13 protein-coding genes are annotated in these 19,526 nt (G+C 70.7%); 7 read left to right on the forward strand and 6 right to left on the reverse strand.

Annotated elements, in window-relative coordinates; genetic code table 11:
* Positions 1-126: 126 nt before the first annotated feature.
* The gene (locus tag AB0F70_RS02145) at positions 127-759 is read right to left on the reverse strand and encodes a TetR/AcrR family transcriptional regulator (protein WP_357443002.1); all 633 of its coding nucleotides are present in this window, start codon (positions 757-759) and stop codon (positions 127-129) included.
* A gap of 113 nt (positions 760-872) precedes the next feature.
* Between AB0F70_RS02145 and AB0F70_RS02150 the strand changes: the two genes are divergently transcribed.
* The 5 genes from AB0F70_RS02150 (at position 873) to AB0F70_RS02170 (ending at position 9,915) form a co-directional block, all read left to right on the forward strand.
* A complete protein-coding gene (locus AB0F70_RS02150; RefSeq protein ID WP_357443005.1) occupies positions 873-1,805 on the forward strand; it encodes an alpha/beta hydrolase in 933 nt (310 codons plus the stop codon).
* Between the two features lie 59 nt (positions 1,806-1,864).
* Positions 1,865-2,482, forward strand: a complete 618-nt coding sequence (locus tag AB0F70_RS02155) for a hypothetical protein (protein ID WP_357443008.1) — start codon at positions 1,865-1,867, stop codon at positions 2,480-2,482.
* 339 nt (positions 2,483-2,821) lie between these two features.
* Positions 2,822-3,904, forward strand: a complete 1,083-nt coding sequence (locus AB0F70_RS02160) for a multicopper oxidase domain-containing protein (protein ID WP_357443011.1) — start codon at positions 2,822-2,824, stop codon at positions 3,902-3,904.
* 33 nt (positions 3,905-3,937) lie between these two features.
* Positions 3,938-7,942: a ThuA domain-containing protein gene (locus AB0F70_RS02165; RefSeq protein WP_357443013.1), complete on the forward strand. Its 4,005-nt coding sequence runs from the start codon at positions 3,938-3,940 to the stop codon at positions 7,940-7,942.
* A 59-nt stretch (positions 7,943-8,001) separates the two neighbouring features.
* Complete coding sequence (locus AB0F70_RS02170) at positions 8,002-9,915, forward strand: copper-binding protein (protein ID WP_357443015.1); 1,914 nt, start codon at positions 8,002-8,004, stop codon at positions 9,913-9,915.
* A 318-nt stretch (positions 9,916-10,233) separates the two neighbouring features.
* Here the strand turns inward: AB0F70_RS02170 and acnA are convergent, their stop codons facing one another.
* The 4 genes from acnA to AB0F70_RS02190 all read right to left on the reverse strand — a co-directional run bounded on the left by acnA (position 10,234) and on the right by AB0F70_RS02190 (position 17,337).
* Positions 10,234-12,996: an aconitate hydratase AcnA gene (acnA, locus tag AB0F70_RS02175; protein WP_357443017.1), complete on the reverse strand. Its 2,763-nt coding sequence runs from the start codon at positions 12,994-12,996 to the stop codon at positions 10,234-10,236.
* A gap of 142 nt (positions 12,997-13,138) precedes the next feature.
* Positions 13,139-13,912 carry an SGNH/GDSL hydrolase family protein gene (locus AB0F70_RS02180; protein ID WP_357443020.1) on the reverse strand — a complete coding sequence of 258 codons (774 nt, stop codon included), beginning with the start codon at positions 13,910-13,912 and terminating at the stop codon, positions 13,139-13,141.
* A 23-nt stretch (positions 13,913-13,935) separates the two neighbouring features.
* Positions 13,936-15,321, reverse strand: coding sequence for a TRAM domain-containing protein (locus AB0F70_RS02185; RefSeq protein ID WP_357443023.1), 1,386 nt, complete (start codon positions 15,319-15,321; stop codon positions 13,936-13,938).
* An 18-nt stretch (positions 15,322-15,339) separates the two neighbouring features.
* Complete coding sequence (locus AB0F70_RS02190; RefSeq protein ID WP_357443026.1) at positions 15,340-17,337, reverse strand: APC family permease; 1,998 nt, start codon at positions 17,335-17,337, stop codon at positions 15,340-15,342.
* 86 nt (positions 17,338-17,423) lie between these two features.
* Between AB0F70_RS02190 and AB0F70_RS02195 the strand changes: the two genes are divergently transcribed.
* Positions 17,424-18,077, forward strand: coding sequence for a TrkA family potassium uptake protein (locus tag AB0F70_RS02195; RefSeq protein WP_357443591.1), 654 nt, complete (start codon positions 17,424-17,426; stop codon positions 18,075-18,077).
* Positions 18,077-18,742 carry a TrkA family potassium uptake protein gene (locus tag AB0F70_RS02200; protein ID WP_357443029.1) on the forward strand — a complete coding sequence of 222 codons (666 nt, stop codon included), beginning with the start codon at positions 18,077-18,079 and terminating at the stop codon, positions 18,740-18,742. The genes AB0F70_RS02195 and AB0F70_RS02200 overlap by 1 nt, the downstream gene beginning before the upstream one ends.
* Here AB0F70_RS02200 and AB0F70_RS02205 read toward each other — a convergent pair.
* The gene (locus tag AB0F70_RS02205) at positions 18,739-19,500 is read right to left on the reverse strand and encodes a DUF3159 domain-containing protein (protein WP_357443032.1); all 762 of its coding nucleotides are present in this window, start codon (positions 19,498-19,500) and stop codon (positions 18,739-18,741) included. The two genes, AB0F70_RS02200 and AB0F70_RS02205, sit on opposite strands and share 4 nt — an antisense overlap.
* Positions 19,501-19,526 lie beyond the last annotated feature (26 nt).

Here is a 19,526-nt window from a genome sequence, read left to right on the forward strand (position 1 = left end):
ACGTGGTACGGACGCGTCGTCAGGACCCTCGTGCCGCATCACCATGAACAGAGGGTAACGAGCACATGTATACGGGTCTGAAACATTCGGACACCCCTCGACGTCCCTCGACGTCCACAGCTCGGTTCAGCGCAGCGCTGCCGGGTCCGCCCCGTGCGCCACCAGGAGCGCCCGGACCGCCGCTTCGGCGCGCCCGTACACGGCGTCGTCGCCGTACAGGAGCGAGCGGTCGTTGGCGGCGTTCAGCAGGGCGTTGATCTCGAACTCGACCTGGTCGGGGTCGGTCCCCGGGGACAGCTCGCCGGCGTCGGCCGCCGTCAGCACCTGATGCGCGACGTACGACTCCCAGGATTGCTGCGCCGCCGCCACCGCGTCCCGCACGGCACCCTCCCGCATGTCGAACTCCACCTCGACCGTGCGGAAGAAGCATCCCCCGCGGAACACGCGCGTGCGGGAGTACGCGGTCCAGGCCAGCACCAGCGCCCACAGCCGCGGCAGGCCCCGCGGAGCGGAGCGCGCCGGGACGATCACGTGGTCGCGGTAGATCTCCATGGCCCGCTCCACGGCGGCCAGCTGGAGCTTCTCCTTGGACCCGAACAGACCTGCGATGGCGCTCTTGTTCACGGGCGCGGAGGTGGCGAGCGTGCCGAAGGACAGCGCGTCGAGCCCGCTCACGGACGCTTCCTGCACCGCGTGGTCCAGCACGGCGCGGCGCGTGCGGTCGCCCCGGGCACGCCGCAGGTCGGTAGGGGCATCCATAAAAGAGAGTGTACGACCGTTCGCACATCCGATAGTGTGCGAACGATCGTACAGATTGTTCAGGCAGTGCCAGGCAACACCAGACAGCCTCAGCCAGCCCCCGGAGGTCTTCCGTGCCCCAGACCCAGCGCTTCACCCGCGCCACGTTCCGCACCCTCGGCCGCACCGCGCCGCCGCTCGCCCTGGCGCTCGGCGCGGTCACCTACTGGCGGCCCGGCCCACCCGTGCCGGTCCGGCTCGCCGACCGGCCGGTCCACGACTCCGCACGCCGCGGCTCGCTCGTGCACCGCCCCACGTTCCGCGGCGGCGCGCGGCGAACCACCCAGGTCGCCACCTACTCGTGGGGCGAGCCGGGTGCGCCCGGCGTCCTGCTCGTCCACGGCTGGCGTTCCCGGGCCTCGGCGTTCGGCCGGATCGTCGAGGACCTGACCGCCGCCGGGCTCCGGGTAGTCACCTACGACGCCCCCGCCCACGGCGACTCCGGCGGGCGCGGCCGCACCGGGCTCGACGACCTCGACATCATCCGCCGGCTGTCCGACGCCGAGAACGCACCCTGGGCGGCAGTGGTCGGGCACTCGCTCGGCGTGCTCGCGGCCGGGATCGCGCTGCACGAGGGCGTCCGGGCCGAGCGGTTCACCGGCATCTCCGCCCTCACGTCGGTCCGCTCCGCCACCGACTGGTTCGTGCGGGTGTCGGGACTCCCCTGGGCGCTGCGGGACCGCTTCGCGACCGCCGTCCAGCGCTACGGGCTGCCCGGCCACCCCGACGTCTACGAACGCTTCGACCTGCTGGCGCACACCGTGCCGGCGTCGGTCCCCGCGCTCTGGATACACGACGCCGGGGACCGCATGAACCCCCACGTCCTGTCCGAGCAGCTCCACGATGCCCACGCCTCGTCGAGCGAGCTGTTCACGACCACGGGGCTGGGGCACAACAAGATCCTCGGCGACCCGGAGGTCCGGTCCAGGATTCTCGACCACCTGGCGGCCCCGGCGTCCGCCCACCCGGGAGCACAACCCCATCCGAACGCACAAATACTTCCCTGACCTGGGAAAACACCCTACGCTGATGCCCGGTCCGCACCGGTTCTGCGAAGGGGATCACCATGCAGTACGCGAGCGACCACGCCCTGGCGGCGACCGCGGCCGGCGCCCTGGCGGCGCTGTGGTTCGCCTGGACCGTCCGGCACTCCGGGCCCTGGACACGGCTCCTTCCCATCGCCGGCGTCGTGGTCGCCTGCGGTGTCGTGGTGATCGCCGTCGTCGCAGCCGTGCGCACCTGGCCCGACGGCACGGTGGTGACGGGGCGGGTCGTGGCCATCTACGTCGCGGCGCTCCTGGCCCACGGCGGCCTGACCCGGCTGTGCACCGGGTTCATAGCGAGCAAGTACCGGCGGGCGGTGGCGGCCGCCAAGGACGAGGACAAGGCCGGCGTCACCATGGGCAAGCCGCGGCTCCACCTGATCCCGACGGTCGTCGCGCTGTCCACGGCGATCCAGGTGGCGATCGTCGCCAACACCCTCGACGTGCCCTTCCTGTACCTGGGCGCCGCCGCCGGGCTCCTCGCCGCCCTGGCGGCCTGGCCGCTCGGCTGGGTGCTGCGCACCGCCACCAGGCCGCGGGGCCCCCGTTCGACGGCGGCGCTCGCCCATCCCCTGACCGGGCTCCTCACCGGGACGATCCTGGTGGTGACCGCCGTGTGGGTGCTGCTACCGCCCCCGTAGCCTCCGCGCATAAGTCTGACGTTGTTCTTTCAACTTTTGCTTGACACTCGGCAGAAGTCGCCATAGGTTCGCAAAGCCACCTTGTGGTGCACAAAACGCATGCGAGCCATCTCACGTCTTCCGACAGGGCGGCCGCATGGGTCATGAGGGCGTGACCGCCGCCGCTGACGGTCACGAGCCAACGTCCTTGGAGGGAACGACGATGTGGTCCACCTTCGTGACAACGCTGTCACCCACGGCGTCGCCGCCGACGGCCTCGCGCGCCTGAGCCCCTATACCTCCTGATCCCTGTCTCGCCGGGCCCGCATCCGCATGCCCGGCGGTGTCGAACGGAGACGCATGCCTGAGAACAACGCTGAAACCCGAACCCCGCAGAGCGCCGTATCCCGGCGCTCGATCCTGACCGGCACGCTCGCCGGGCTGATGGCGCCGACCGCGGCGCTGGCGCTCGGCGCCGACACCGCCGCCGCGGCGGGGCCCGGGATCATCCGCCCGCTGGGCACCACCCGGCACATCACCGTCTACGCGGAGCCCCTGCCCGGCGGCCTCTACGGCTACGGGCTCACCCCCGGCAAGGCCACCATCCCCGGTCCCCTGCTGGAGATGTGGGAGGGCGACACCCTCCAGATCGAGCTCGTCAACAACACCGACAAGCGCCTGTCCATCCACCCGCACGGCGTCGACTACAAGACCGAGTCGGACGGCAGCCCGTTCAACGACTCGTTCAACGAGCCCGGCGAGACCCGCACGTACACCTGGGGCAGCCACGTGCAGACCCAGCTGGACGACGGCCACTGGCTGCCCGGCAGCGCCGGCTACTGGCACTACCACGACCACGCGCTGGGCGGTGAGCACGGCACGGCGGGCCTGCGCGCCGGTCTGTACGGCGGGCTCATCGTGCGGCGCAAGGGCGACATCGTGCCCGACCGCACGTACACGGTCGTGTTCAACGACATGACGATCAACAACAAGTCGGCCCCCAACACGCCGATGTTCGAGGCGAACCTCGGGGAGACCGTCGAGTTCGTCGCGATCGGGCACGGGGACCAGCTCCACACCTTCCACCTGCACGCCCACCGCTGGGCGAACAACCGGACCGGCTACCTGACCGGACCCGACGACCCCAGCCAGGTGATCGACACCCGCGACCTCAATCCGGGCGACTCGTTCGGGTTCCAGGTGAAGGCCGGCCAGAAGGTCGGCGCGGGCGCGTGGATGTACCACTGCCACGTCCAGTTCCACTCGGACGGCGGCATGGCCGGGGTCTTCCTGGTCCGCAACGCGGACGGCTCCATGCCGCCCGGCGCGCAGGACGCCATCGACCGGTTCCACGAGCACGGCGGCCACCTGGCCGGCGGCGCCACCCAGTCCAGCACTACCCGGTCCAGTACAGAGACAAGCACGGCCCACTCCGGCCACTGACCGCACGCATTGATCACGCGCAAAGGAGCAGTGATGGAACGGACAGGAAGACGCACGATCCTCGGGGCGGCAGCCCCGCGCAGGTCGGTACGCGGCGCACTCGCCGCGGCAGCCGGCGCCGCACTCGTCATGGGGCTGGCGACGGTCCCAGCCCAGGCCCAGCGGACGACGACGGCCGACGCCGCCCCGGTGGCGGCCGCACCGGCGGCGCTCGCCGAGGACGCGGCAGACATCAACGTGCTCGTGTTCCACGGCGCGCCGGACAAGCAGGCCGACCCCGTGGCGGCCGCGACCAGAACCATCAAGGAGCTGGGCGCGGAGCACGGGTTCACCGTGCGCACGGCCAGCGACCCGAGGGCCTTCACCGCGCAGAACCTCGCGGCGTTCCGCGGCGTCGTCTTCCTGTCCGCCGAGGGCATCGAGCTCAGCACTGCGCAGGAGGACGCACTCAAGGCCTACGTGCAGGACGGCGGAGGCTTCCTCGGCATCCGCGACGCCGCACGCGCGCAGGACCGCTCGCAGTGGTTCACGGGCCTGATCGGCACCCGCCCGGCCGGCAACCTGCCGGACCCGCTGGCCGTCGCGAGCGTCAGCGCGAACGCCGAGAACCCGCCGAACGAGGACGCCGAGAACCTGATCGACGGCGACTCGAACACCAAGTGGCTCGCCTTCGAGCCGACGGCGGCCATCGACCTCGAGATGGAGGAGGCAGTCGTCGCCACGCGGTACGCGCTGACCTCGGCGAACGACTTCGCCGGCCGCGACCCGAAGAGCTGGACGCTGCAGGGTTCCACCGACGGTGAGACGTGGACCGACCTGGACACGCAGTCGGACCAGGAGTTCCCCGACCGGTTCACCCCGATGGACTACCGGTTCGAGAACGAGACGGCCTACCAGCACTACCGGCTCGACATCACGGCGAACGCGGGTGACGACCTGACCCAGCTCGCCGAGATCCAGCTCTTCGACGGCACGGGCGAGGAGGAGCCCGCCCCCGAGGTCCCGGTGCAGGAGGCGACGGTCAACGTCGTCGACCGCGCGCACCCGGCCAACGACGGGCTGCCGCTGAACTGGACCCGTTCGGACCGCTGGCTGAACTGGGCGCCGAACCCGATCGGCGAGGTGCACACGATCGCGCAGGTGCAGGAGTGGGACTACGAGCCGGGCGAGAGCGCCAACGGCCCGTTCCACCCGATCTCGTGGTGCCGTGACTACGACGGCGGCCGGTCGTTCTACACCGGCATGGGCGGCACCGCCGCGACCTACGCGGAGGACGAGTTCCGCGACCACCTGCTGGGCGGCCTGCTCTGGTCGACGGGCATGGTGCGTGGCGACTGCCAGGCGACCATCGCCGCCAACTACGAGGCGAAGCGGCTGACCACGAAGAACGCGGCCGGCAAGCTGGACCAGGTCGGTGAGCCGCACGGGCTGACCGTGGCGTCCGACGGCGGCGTCTTCTACATCGGCAAGGCCGCCTGCCCGTCCGGTCCGGTGGTGTCGTGGGAGGACCCGAAGGTGGGGCTCGGCTGTGGCACGGTCCACCGCTGGGACCCGGACTCTGGAACCACGAAGCTGCTGACCACCCTCGAGGTCATGGGTAACCGCGGCAGCGGCAGCGAGCTGGTCAAGAACGAGGAGGGTCTGCTGGGGCTGACCCTCGACCCGAACTTCGACGAGAACCAGTGGATCTACCTCTACTGGATGCCGCACGACTCGATAGACGTCGAGCGTCGCGTCGGCCAGCGGACGGTGTCGCGCTTCACGTACGACGCCGAGGCGAACACCATCGACCAGTCCACGCGCAAGGACCTGCTGGAGTGGGAGACGCAGATCCACAGCTGCTGCCACGCGGGCGGCGGCATGGACTTCGACAACGACGGCAACCTGTACATCGGTTCGGGCGACGCCAACTCCTCCGGCGGTTCCGGTGGCTACTCCGGCAACAACTGGACCCAGGAGTTCGCGGGCATCTCGTTCCAGGACGCGCGGCGCACTGCCGGCAACACGAACGACCTGAACGGCAAGATCCTGCGGATCCACCCGGAGCCGGACGGCACGGCCACGATCCCCGAGGGGAACCTGTTCCCCGAGGTCGACGACCCGGGCGACAAGACGCGCCCGGAGATCTACGTGATGGGCGTGCGCAACATCTCCCGCCTGGCCTACGACAAGGAGAACGACTGGCTAACGGCGGCGTGGGTGGGGCCGGACGCGGGCCTGCCGGACCCGGAGCTCGGGCCGGCCAAGTACGAGACCGCCACGATCATCACCTCGGCGGGCAACCAGGGCTGGCCCTACTGCATGGGTAGCGGGCAGCCCTACCGCGACCGCAGCAACGACGACGCGACGGTCCTGACCGGCTGGTACGACTGCGACAACCCGAAGAACACCTCGCCGCGCAACACGGGCCTGGTGGACCTGCCGCCGGTGCGCGACAACATGATCTGGTACTCGCCGAGCGGCGGCGGACCGGTCTTCCCCGAGGGCGAGAACGGCATCCCGTCGTACAAGGACGCCGAGGCGACCTACACCCAGCCGTACCTGCGGGGCGGCGGCCAGGCCATCATGAACGGCCCGACCTATCACCGGTCCGAGGTGGACACCACCAGCGGCGTCGCCTGGCCCGCGTACTGGGACAACAAGTGGTTCATCGGTGACCAGTCCAACTCGAACAACCGGATCGCCGTCACGGTGAACCCGGACACGGTCGACGAGGCCGCTCCCCCGGTGTTCGCCGAGGACCTGCGCCAGATCATCCAGGGCGGCAACGGCAACGACGACGTCGACCAGTGGATGGACGCCAAGTTCGGCCCGGACGGGGCGCTGTACCTGCTCGACTACGGCGGCGGCTTCTTCTCCCTCACCGACCGGCAGAAGCTCACCCGGATCGCCTACACGGGCGGCGCGCCGACGCCGGTACCTGCCGGTTCCGGGGCCAGCGTGCAGAGCAGCCCGCTCACCGTCGCCTTCACGGGCGGCGACTCGGGCGGCGTCTCCTACGCCTGGGACTTCGGGGACGGGAGCACCTCGACCGAGGCGAACCCGCGGCACACCTACGTCCGCGTCGGCAGCTACGACGCGACGCTCACGGTGACCTACGCCGACGGCGACAAGACGACTCTCGACGTCCCGGTCGAGACCACGTGCACCATCCCGGACGACCGCAAGAACGTCTGGATCGGTGCCGCCAAGACCAGCGTCGCGAGCGTCGACCTGGGCGGCTGCACCATCAACGACCTGATCAACGACGAGCGTGAGTGGGACACCAACGGCCGGTTCGTGAACCACGTGACCGCGGTGACCAACCAGCTCGTGGCGGACAAGGTCATCACGAAGGCGGCGCAGACGAAGCTGGTCCAGGCCGCGAAGGCGTCAGGCATCGGGACGAACGCCCACTCCGGGTACCGGTGGCTCTTCGACGGCACGGCGGAGACGCTTGCCGGCTGGCGGCAGGCTCCCGGCGGCAACTTCGACCTCCGGGACGACGGGTCCATCCGGGCCCAGGGCGGGCTCGGCATGCTCTGGCACCCGGGCGAGGAGCTCGAGGACTTCTCCCTCAAGCTCGAGTTCAAGGACGTCGCGCCGGGCACCGGCTACGCCAACAGCGGTGTCTTCACCCGGTTCCCCGACCCGCGCGTACCGCGGGACGAGCGCCCCGAGTGCGGTCAGCTGACCGACGCCGAAGCCTGGGTGGCCATCTACTGCGGCCACGAGATCCAGCTCTACGACGGACCGACCGGCGAGCCGCAGAAGACGGGTTCGGTGTACAACTTCGACACGAACGGCCTGCCCCAGGCCGGAGTGACCCCGAAGGGCGAGTGGAACGAGTACGAGATCCAGGTGGTCGGCCAGCAGTACACGATCATCCGTAACGGCGTGGTGATCAACGAGTTCGAGAACTCGCCGGGCAAGAAGTCCTCGCGTGCCGGCGACCCGCCGACCGACCTGCGGCAGTTCCTCAGCGGCTTCATCGGCCTGCAGAACCACAGCGACGCCGACGCGATGGAGTTCCGCAACATCCGGGTGCGCGACCTGTGACCGCCCCCGTCGAAGAGAGAGGCGTCCTCATGTTCCGACACAGACTGTCCCGACACAGATTGTCTCGACAGAGAGTGGTCCGGCTCCTCGCCGGGGCAGCGGTCAGCGCCCTCGTGGTGCTGCCGCTGGCCCCGGCGGCCACCGCCGCGGAGTACCGCGGCGACATCTCGTCCGCGCGGTCCGCCACCCTGGCGGCCGCGGAGGCGACCGACCAGGCAGCAGGCCAGGCAGCAGACCAGGCGGCGGACCAGGCGGCGGACCAGGTACTGACCTGGACCGCTGACGCCAGCGTCTCGGAGTACGCCTCGGCACCCGCCACGGCGACCGCGGGGGCCGCGACGGTGGTGTTCGAGAACAGCGCCGCGACCGGCAACAACATCGGCATGTCGCACACGCTGACGTTCGACACCAGCACGCCGGGGTACAACCACGACGTCACGCTGGACATCCTGGCCAACCCGTTCGACGCCAACGGCGGCCGCTACGAGGCCGAGGCGGTCTTCACCCCGGGCAAGTACCGGTTCTTCTGCGCGATCCCCGGGCACAGCACCATGGTGGGCGAGCTCGTGGTCACCGAGGACCCGGGCGAGGACACCACCGCACCGGTGGTGACCGCCGACGTCGCGGGCCAGCAGGACGCCGACGGCGCCTACATCGGCTCGGCCACCGTGAGTCTCGCGGCCGAGGACGACAGCTCCGGCGTCGCCTCCGTCGAGTACTCGCTCGACGGCGGCGCGTACGTCCCGTACGGCGAACCCGTCGTGCTCGACGAGCCGGGCATGTACATGCTCGAGCACCGCGCCACCGACAACGCCGGCAACGTCTCGGAACCCGAGATGGTGCACGTGACGGTGGTGCCCTCCGACGGGGAGGACTCGACGGCACCCACCGTCACCCCGCAGGTGACGGGCGAGCTCGACGACAACGGCGCCTACGTCGGCACCGCCACCGTGAACCTCACGGCGGTGGACGCCGGCTCGGGTGTGGCGAGCGTCGAGTACGCGCTCGACGGCGCCGGGTACGCGCCCTACACCGACCCCGTGGTCGTCGACACGGTCGGTGAGCACACCGTGACCTACCGGGCCACGGACAACGCCGGCAACGTCTCCGCACCCGGTTCTGCGACGTTCACCGTCGTGGAACCTTCCCAGGAGGACACCACCCCGCCGTCCGTCACCGCTGAGGTCACGGGCGAGCGGGACGCCGCCGGCGCCTACGTCGGCTCCGCGACGGTGAGTCTCCTGGCCGAGGACGCCAGAACGGGCGTCAAGAGCGTGGAGTACAACCTGGACGGCGCCGGCTACAAGGCCTACACGGCCCCCGTGGTCGTCGACGTGACCGGTCCGCACACGCTGTCCTACCGGGCCACCGACAACTCCGGGAACGTCTCGCAGCCCGGCAAGGTCGACCTGGTGGTCGTCGGTGGCGCGGACCCGCCGGACACGACGCAGCCGATCGCGTCGGCGCAGGTCGACGGCGAGCAGGACGACGACGGCGTCTACATCGACTCGGCGACCATCACCATCAACGCCAGGGATGGCGAGTCCGGGGTGGCGTTCATCGAGTACGCGCTCGACGACTTCATCTTCCGGGAGTACACGGGGCCGATAGTGGTCGCGGAGGGCGGAGCGCACGAGCTCGGGTACCGGGCCACCGACAACGCCGGGAACGTCACCCGGACGGGCACGCTCAGGTTCTCGATCGCCCGTGAAGGCATCGACGCCTGCCCGGTCTCCGACGAACGCCCCACGGTGATCATGGGGAACGTCGACAGCAAGGTGGCCAACGTCGACACCGGCAACGGGTGCACGATCGCGGACCTCATCGACGCCGACGGCGCATGGGTGAGCCACAGCGCCTTCGTGAGCCACGTCCGCCAGGTCACGGGACGCCTCAGCAACGACGGCGTCATCACCACGAAGCAGGGCGCCAGGCTGGTGACGGCCGCCAGGCAGTCCGACGTCGGGCGGTAGGTCTCGACAGGCTCGAACAGCGAGACGACAGGCTCGGCCACCGATCGGTGGCCGAGCCTGTCGTCCTGGTATCGGCCAGGGCGCGGCGCGCGGCCTCCTCCGGATCTGCGAGCACCTCGTCGACCGGGATGCGCACCGCCGCGGGGACGTGGCGGCACTGGACGGCACACCAACAACTGCCCAGCTGGCTGTCGACCCCATCCGACGATTCAGCGCCGAATGCGCGTGGTCGGCAGAATGTCAGGAGGTCGGCAACCCGGGTTACCGACCTCCTGACATTCTGCCGACCACGCGACAGCGCGCTCAGCGCGCTAAGCGCTACGCGACGAGCTGGCGCAGCACGTACTGCAGGATGCCGCCGTTGCGGTAGTAGTCCGCCTCGCCCGGGGTGTCGATGCGGACGACGGCGTCGAACTCGACCTTGGCGCCGTCGGCCTTGGTCGCGGTGACCTTGACCGTCTCGGGCGTGACGCCCTCGTTCAGCGCCGTGACGCCGGTGACGTCGAAGACCTCGGTGCCGTCCAGGCCCAGCGACTCGGCGTTCTGACCGGCCGGGAACTGCAGCGGCAGCACACCCATGCCGATGAGGTTCGAGCGGTGGATCCGCTCGAAGCTCTCGGTGATGACTGCCTTGACGCCCAGGAGCGCGGTGCCCTTGGCGGCCCAGTCACGCGACGAGCCGGAGCCGTACTCCTTGCCGCCGAGCACCACGAGCGGCGTGCCGGCAGCGGCGTAGTCCTGCGCGGCGTCGTAGATCGTGTCCTGCGCGTCCTTCACGAAGTTGAAGGTGAAGCCACCCTCGACGCCCGCACCGTTGTACTCCGAGGCCAGGAGCTGGTTGCGCAGGCGGATGTTCGCGAACGTGCCGCGGATCATGACCTCGTGGTTGCCACGGCGCGAGCCGTAGGAGTTGAAGTCGCGACGTCCCACACCGTGCTCGGCGAGGTAGATGCCCGCCGGGCTGTCGGCCTTGATGGAGCCGGCCGGGCTGATGTGGTCGGTGGTGACCGAGTCGCCGAGCTTGGCGAGCACGCGAGCGCCCGAGAAGTCGGTGACAGGCTCCGGCGTCATGCCCATACCATCGAAGTACGGGGGCTTGCGCACGTACGTCGACTCGGGGTCCCAGGCGAACGTGTCGCCCTCGGGTGTCTCCAGCGCGGCCCAGCGCTCGTCACCCTTGAACACGTCGGCGTAGTCGGACTCGAACATCTTGCGGTCGATGGAGGACGCGATGGTCTTCTCGACCTCGTCCGGCGTGGGCCACAGGTCGCGGAGGAACACCGGGTTGCCGGCCTCGTCGCGACCCAGCGGGTCGTGCTCGAAGTCGAACTCCATGGTGCCGGCCAGGGCGTACGCGATGACCAGGGGCGGCGACGCCAGATAGTTCATCTTGACGTCCGGGTTGATGCGGCCCTCGAAGTTACGGTTGCCCGAGAGCACCGAGACGACCGACAGGTCGTGCTCGTTGACGGCCTCGGAGACCTTCTCGTCGAGCGGGCCCGAGTTGCCGATGCAGGTGGCGCAGCCGTAGCCGACCAGGTGGAAGCCCAGCTTCTCGAGGTACGGCCACAGGCCGGCCTTCTCGTAGTAGTTGGTCACGACCTGCGAGCCGGGCGCCATGGAGGTCTTGACCCACGGCTTGGACACGAGGCCCTTCTCGACGGCGTTCTTCGCGAGCAGCGCCGCGGCGATCATGACCGACGGGTTCGAGGTGTTGGTGCACGACGTGATCGAGGCGATCGCGACGGCACCGTGGAACAGCTCGAACTCCTTGCCCTCGCTGTTCGTGACGTGCACGTGCTTGCGACCGTTCGCGGACGGCGCCGGCGAGTCGGAGGCGGGGAACGACTCGCGGCCGGTCTCGTCCGCACCCGCACCGACCTCGGGGGCGTAGTTGGGCAGGTCGCGCAGGAACGCGTTCTTGGCGTTCGTCAGCTCGATGCGGTCCTGCGGGCGCTTGGGCCCGGCGATCGAGGGCACGACGGTCGACAGGTCGAGCTCGAGGTACTCGGAGAACACCGGCTCCGGCGAATCGGCGTCGAGCCAGAGGCCCTGCTCCTTGGCGTACGCCTCGACGAGCGCGATCGACTCCTCGGAGCGGCCGGTCAGGCGCAGGTAGTCGACGGTGACGGAGTCGATCGGGAACATCGCGGCAGTGGAGCCGAACTCCGGCGACATGTTGCCGATGGTCGCGCGGTTCGCGAGCGGCACCTGGGCCACGCCGTCGCCGTAGAACTCGACGAACTTGCCGACGACGCCGTGCTGGCGCAGCATCTGCGTGATCGTGAGCACGACGTCGGTGGCCGTCACGGCCGCCGGGATCGAGCCGCTCAGCTTGAAGCCGACGACGCGCGGGATGAGCATCGAGACGGGCTGGCCGAGCATCGCGGCCTCTGCCTCGATGCCGCCGACGCCCCAGCCCAGCACGCCCAGGCCGTTGACCATGGTGGTGTGCGAGTCGGTGCCGACGCAGGTGTCGGGGTACGCCCGCAGGGCGCCGTCGACCTCCCGGGTCATGACGGTGCGGGCCAGGTACTCGATGTTGACCTGGTGCACGATGCCGGTGCCCGGCGGGACGACCTTGAAGTCGTCGAAGGCCGTCTGGCCCCAGCGCAGGAACTGGTAGCGCTCGTGGTTGCGCTGGTACTCGAACTCGACGTTGCGCTGGAACGCGTCCGCGCGGCCGGCGACGTCGATCTGCACGGAGTGGTCGATGACCATCTCGGCGGGGGCCAGCGGGTTGATCTTCGTGGCGTCGCCGCCGAGCGTGGCGACTGCCTCACGCATGGTGGCGAGGTCCACGATGCAGGGCACACCGGTGAAGTCCTGCATGATCACGCGCGCCGGCGTGAACTGGATCTCGGTGTCGGGCTGTGCGTCCGGGTCCCAGGACGCGATGGCGCGCACGTGGTCGGCGGTGATGTTCGCGCCGTCCTCGGTGCGCAGGAGGTTCTCGGCGAGGATCTTCAGGGAGTACGGGAGGCGCTCGACCCCCTCGACCGCGTTGAGCCGGAAGATCTCGTAGGACTTGCCGGAGACCTCCAGCGTTCCCTTCGATCCGAACGTGTCCACGGTGCTCACTGTGGCTCCTTCTGCGGGGCTGACGGTGCGTCGGCTCTCACAGGCGCGGTCATCGCGCGAAGGAGCCTTCGCATGGGTTCCAGGGGGCTTCACCCAGCCTAGGCCGGGCTGCTCAGGCCAGCATAACGCATATATCTTGACGTCAAGATATCTGCGAGACCACCCGGCGCGCGATCGCTGCGTAGCCCTCGTCGTTGACGTGCGTCCCGTCGGCGTCGACGTACTGGTCCCGCACCACGTCGGGGTCGAGCAGCGAGACGTAGGTCGCACCGTGCTTGTCCGCTGCGGCGCGTACCGCGCTGTCCAGGGCGCGCGCCTCCAGCCCGATGTCCCACGGCGTGGAGGGGCCGACGGCGATGATCTCCGCGTCCGGGAACCGGCGCGCGGCCACCTCGTAGGTGCTCGCGACGGCGCTGAAGACCGCGGCGGGCGTCGTGCTCAGCTCGGGGAAGTCGTTCTGCCCTCCGGCGATCACCACGATGTCCACGCCCCGGGGGTGCACCGACCGCAGCTGCTCCACGTAGGACAGCCGGCCCTGGTCCGGATGGCGGCTCACGAACCCGGTGCCGCCGTCGGCGACGTTGCGTTCCGTCCAGCCCATGTCGTCGGCGACGATGGTGCTCCACCGCTTCTCCGGCGCCGACGACCGCTGGCCCACCGTGTACGAGTCGCCCACGAACAGCGCGACGGGCGGCGTCGCCCCGTCCTTCCGGTCGGCGGTCCGCCCGGCCGGGCGTCCGGTCTCGTCCGCGGACGGCGTGGACGACGGCGTAGGCGTCGGGGACGGCGTCACCGCCGCGCCGCCGGCGGCGGGCTCTCCCGCCCGGCCTCCGTAGCCCATGCTCATGGCGACGGCCACCACGCACGCCACCACCACTATCGCAACGATCCCGCCGCCCACCAGCCACCGCTTCACGAGGCGCATCCTATGCGCGTCGGTCAGGCCTTCCGGTCCAGCACCGCCACCGCCTCGACGTGGTGCGTGTGCGGGAACAGGTCGAACCCGCGAACGCCAGAGAGCGTGTAGCCGTGTGCGGCGAGATAGCCGACGTCACGCGCGAGCGCCGCCGGGTCGCACGCCACGTACACGATGCGGCGCGGGGCGCGGGCGGCGATCGCGTCGACCACCGCTCGTCCGGCGCCCGACCGTGGCGGGTCCAGCACGACGACGTCGGCCGTCGGCACGGTCTCCGACCCGAGCACCTGCTCGACGGCGCCCACCTCGAGCGACACCTGCTCGTACGCGTGCGCGTTGCGGCGGGCGTCCTTCGCCGCCTGCTCGTCGCCCTCGACGGCCACCACCCGGCCCTCTGGCCCGACGGCGTCCGCGAGCGGCAGCGTGAACAGCCCGGCGCCGGAGTACAGGTCGAGGACGGTGGCCCCGACGAGCTCGCCGGCCGTCGCGCCGGACGCGTCCAGCACGGCCCGCGTCAGCACGGACGGCGCCTCGCGGTGCACCTGCCAGAACCCGCCGGCCGCCACCCGGAAGCGGTGCGTGCCCCAGGGCCCGGCCACGAACTCGCTCACGGAGCGGCGGGCGTTGGGCCGGGTGTCGGCCTTGCCGCGGCGCCACGGCTCGCCGTCGACCAGCAGCACCGGCTCACCCTCGGACGGCGCCACCAGGGTCAGCTGCGCGCCGGGCGTCCAGGTGCGGGTGAACACGTCCTCGGCGACGGCGAACGCTGCGATCTCCGCGGTGCCGAGCGGCATCTTCTTGAGCGCCACGACGTCGTGCGAGCGGTGCTTGCGCATGCCCACGCGCCCGTCGGCGCCGGCGACCAGGTCGATCCGGGTGCGGTAGTGCAGGCCGCGGCGCTCGTCGTCGCTGGGCGCGCCCTCGACGGTGACCTCACGGGCCAGCCACTCCGGGTCGATGCGGGCCAGTCGCTGCAGCTGCTCGACGAGCACGTCGGTCTTCCAGCGGCGCTGCGCGGGGAGCGAGACGTGCGAGAGCTCACCACCGCCCACGCCGTCGGGACCCGCGGCGGGCCAGGCGGGCTCCACCCGGTCGGGCGACGCCTGCAGCACCTCGATGGCGTCGGCGCGCCAGAAGCTCGGGCCGCCCTCGGTGACGCGGGCGCGGACGCGCTCCCCGGGCAGGGTGTGCCGCACGAAGACGACGCGACCGTCCAGGCGGGCCACGCAGTGACCGCCGTGCGCGACGGAGCCGACCTCCAGCTCGACCTCGGTCCCCACCTCGGGGGCGGGGACGTCGCTCACGCGGCGTCCGCGGTCCGGCCGCGGGGAGCGCTGCGGACGACGACGCGGGCGTCCGCCCGAATCGGGGTTGGCGGGCGCGGAACGACGGTCGGGGTTGCGGGGCATGCCCCCAGTATCCCCTGGTTACATCCGCCTGCCGTGCAGGAAGGTGTCGTCCTCGAGGCCGGTGTGGCCGCGCGACGAGGCGAGCTGCCACGGCACCGACGCCACGACGACGCCCGGCGTGAACAGCAGGCTGCCCTTGAGCCGCAGCGCCGACTGGTTGTGCAGCAGCTGCTCCCACCAGTGGCCCACCACGTACTCGGGGATGTAGACGATCACGAGGTCGCGCGGCGACTCGCGGCGCACGGACCGCACGTACTTGAGCACGGGCCTGGTGATCTCGCGGTACGGCGAGTCGAGGATCCGCAGCGGAACCGGCAGGTCAAGGGCCTCCCACTCGGCGACGAGCCCGTCGATGTCCTCCCGGTCGACGCCCACGGTGACCGCCTCGATCACGTTGGGCCGCGCGGCGCGCGCGTAAGCCAGCGCCCGCATGGTCGGCTTGTGCACCTTGGAGACCAGCACCACCGCGTGCACCCGGCTGGGCAGCGCGCGGGCGGCCGAGACGTCGTCGAGCGCGAGCTCGTCGCGCACGCGGTCGTAGTGCTTGCGGATCCCGCGCATGAGGACGAACAGGACGCCCATCGCCAGGAGTGTGATCCAGGCGCCATGGGTGAACTTGGTCACCAGCACGATGATCAGCACCGTCCCGGTGAGCCCGAAGCCCACGCCGTTGACCAGCCGCGAGCGCTTCATCCGGCTGCGCACCACGGGGTTCGGCTCGGTGCGCAGCTCCCGCGTCCAGTGCCGCAGCATGCCGAGCTGGGACAGCGTGAACGACACGAACACGCCGACGATGTAGAGCTGGATGAGGCGCGTCGACTCGGCGTCGAACACGACGATCAGGATGATCGCGGCGACCGCGAGCGCCACTATGCCGTTCGAGAACGCGAGGCGGTCGCCGCGGGTGTGCAGCTGGCGCGGCAGGTAGCCGTCGCGCGCCAGGATCGAGCCGAGCACGGGGAACCCGTTGAAGGCGGTGTTCGCCGCGAGCACGAGGATCAGGCCAGTGACCGCGGAGACCGCGTAGAAGGCCGGCGAGAAGCCGGAGAACACTGCCTCGGCGAGCTGCCCGATCACGGGGATCTGCACGTAGTCCGACGAGACGGCCTCGCCGTTCAGCTTGAGCTGCTCGTGCGGGTCCTCCGCGAACTTGACCCCGGTCGCCTGGGCGAGCACCAGGATCGAGATGATCATCGTCGACGAGATGGTGCCGAGCAGCAGCAGCGTGGTGGCGGCGTTGCGCGACTTGGGCTCGCGGAACGAGGGCACCCCGTTGCTGATGGCCTCGACGCCGGTCAGGGCGGCGCAGCCGGACGCGAACGCGCGGGCGAGGAGGAACGCGCCCGCGACGCCGACGAGGCCCTGGTCGAACGCGGCCTCGGCGGTGAGCTCGAACTCGGCGCTCTGGGCCTTCGGCAGGTCCCCGGCGAAGAAGCGGTACGCGCCGGTGACGACCAGGGCCCCGATGATCGCCATGTAGCAGTAGACGGGGATCGCGAACGCGGTGCCCGACTCCTTGACCCCGCGCAGGTTGATCAGGGTGAGCAGCACGACGGCGATCACCGCCGCGATCGCCTCGTGCCCGCGCAGGCCGGGGATCGCCGCGGACGCGTACTGGGCCGCGGAAGAGATGGACACCGCGACGGTGAGCACGTAGTCGACGAGCAGCGCCGACGCCACGCCGACACCCGCCGTCGGGCCGAGGTTGACGGTGGCGACCTCGTAGTCGCCACCGCCGGACGGGTACGCGCGGACGTTCTGCCGGTAGGACGCGACGACGATGAGCAGCACGACGACCACCACGAGACCCACCCATGGCGAGAGCGCGACTGCGGCGATACCGGCCAGGGAGAGGGTCAGGAGGATCTCGTCGGGCGCGTACGCGACCGACGAGAGGGCGTCCGAGGCGAACACCGGGAGGGCGATCCGCTTGGGCAGCAGCGTGTGCCCGAGGCTCTCGCTGCGCATGGGGCGGCCGACCAGTAGTCGTTTGGCCGCATCGACGATGTCCGACACGTTGGAAGACTCTATGCCTGCCGGTAGCCGGTGGCGCACCAAAGCCCGGACGGCGCGGTAGCGTTCCGTTCGTGCACTTCGTGATCATGGGCTGCGGCCGTGTGGGCTCCAGCCTCGCCCAGGAGATCGAGGGCCGCGGGCACTCCGTGGCCGTCATCGATCAGAACCCCGATGCGTTCCGGCGACTGCCCTCGGACTTCTCGGGCAAGAAGGTGACCGGCGTGGGCTTCGACCGGGACACGCTCGTCCAGGCGGGCATCGAGGACACGTACGCGTTCGCCGCGGTGTCCGACGGCGACAACTCGAACATCCTGTCCGCCCGGGTGGTGCGCGAGACCTACGGCGTCGACAACGTCGTGGCCCGTATCTACGACCCGCACCGCGCGGAGATCTACCAGCGCCTGGGCATCCCCACGGTGGCCACCGTGCGCTGGACCGCCGAGCAGGTGCTGCGCCGGATGCTGCCCATGGGCGCCACCCACGAGTACCTCGACCCGTCGGGCACCGTCCGCCTCGCGCAGATCGACTACCACCGCCGCTGGGTCGGCCGGCCGGTCCTCACCATCGAGGCCGCCACGGGCGCGCGCGTCGCGTTCGTGACGCGCTACACCACGGCGGTGCTCCCCACCGCCGACGTCGTGCTCCAGGAGAACGACGTGCTGCACCTGCTCATGACAGTGGATACCGCCGCCCACGTCGAGCGGATCCTGACCGCCGCCCCGCCCGCCGAGGAGGACTGATGCGCGTAGTCATCGCAGGTGCCGGGTCCGTTGGCCGGTCGATCGCCCGTGAGCTGCTGAGCCACGACCACGAGGTGACCCTCATCGACAAGAACGCCTCGGCCATGCGGGTCTCGCAGGTGCCCGAGGCGGAATGGGTGCTGGCGGACGCGTGCGAGCTCCCGGCGCTCGAGGCCTCCGAGCTGGAGCAGGCGGACGTCGTAGTGGGTGCCACCGGCGACGACAAGGTCAACCTCGTCTTCTCGCTGCTGGGCAAGACCGAGTTCGGGGTGCCGCGCACCGTCGCGCGCGTGAACAACCCGAAGAACGAGTGGATGTTCGACCAGTCGTGGGGCGTGGACGTAGCGGTGTCGACGCCGCGCATCATGACCGCGATGGTCGAGGAGGCGGTCGCCGTGGGCGACCTGGTGCGCATCTTCAGCTTCCGCCAGTCGCGCGCCGACCTGCTCGAGCTGACGCTGCCCGCCGACTCCCGCGTCGCGGGGACCCGGCTGGGCCGCGTGGTGTGGCCGGCCGACGTCACGCTCGCGACCATCGTGCGCGACGGCCGGCCGCTGGTGCCGAGCCAGGACGACACCCTGGAGGCCGGCGACGAGCTGCTGCTGGTCGCCGGCGCGGAGGCCGACACGGACGCCCTCCAGGAGCTGCTGGTACCGAAGGGTTAGTCCGTGACGGGCGTGCGCGGAGTCCCGCGCACGACGTACCAGGTCAGGTACAGCACCAGCGCCCAGAGCGGCACACCGAGCAGCAGGTGGAACGTGCCGAGCCACGCGATGTCGCCCGCGAAGTACAGCGGCGTCTTGACGGCCAGGCGCAGAGCGAACAGGCCCACCCACAGCCAGGTGGCGATCGCGTAGGTGCGCATCTTGGCCGGGTCGTCGCGCCACGCCGTCAGGGCGGCGAACGGCGAGGTGCCTGCCTCCGCCTCTGCCTTGACCCGCTCCGGCGTCAGGCCTGCGCGCAGCGCCTCCACCACGTAGCCGACGGCGGGGCGCCGGATCAGGATGCTGCCGAGCAGCACCACGAGGTACGCGGCATTGACCAGCAGGCCCCCGGCGTAGTAGTTCTCCGCCTCGCCGGACGTCCAGGCCCACACCACACCGACGGCGATACCGAGCAGGCCGCCCAGCGCCTGCGTGACGGGTGTGCGCTGCACCAGCCGCGCGACGACGAGCACCAGCGCGGACACGACCGACGCGACGAGCGGGATCACCAGGTTGGGCGTGAAGATCACGAACGCGATCACGAACACCAGGCCGGGCAGCACCGCCTCCACGAGGCCGCGCACGCCGCCGATCGCCTGTGCCGCCGAGAACTCCTCGCCGGTGAGGGCGCGCATGCCGCGCGCGGGCGCCTGGTCGGGCTGCTGCTCGTGCTGCTGCTCGGACTGCTGGGGCACGTCGGGACGTGCGGGTTCGCTCATGGGGCTCATTCTGCCGTGCTCTGACG

This window comes from Promicromonospora sp. NPDC023805, from assembly GCF_040639635.1.
Classification (GTDB): domain Bacteria; phylum Actinomycetota; class Actinomycetes; order Actinomycetales; family Cellulomonadaceae; genus Promicromonospora.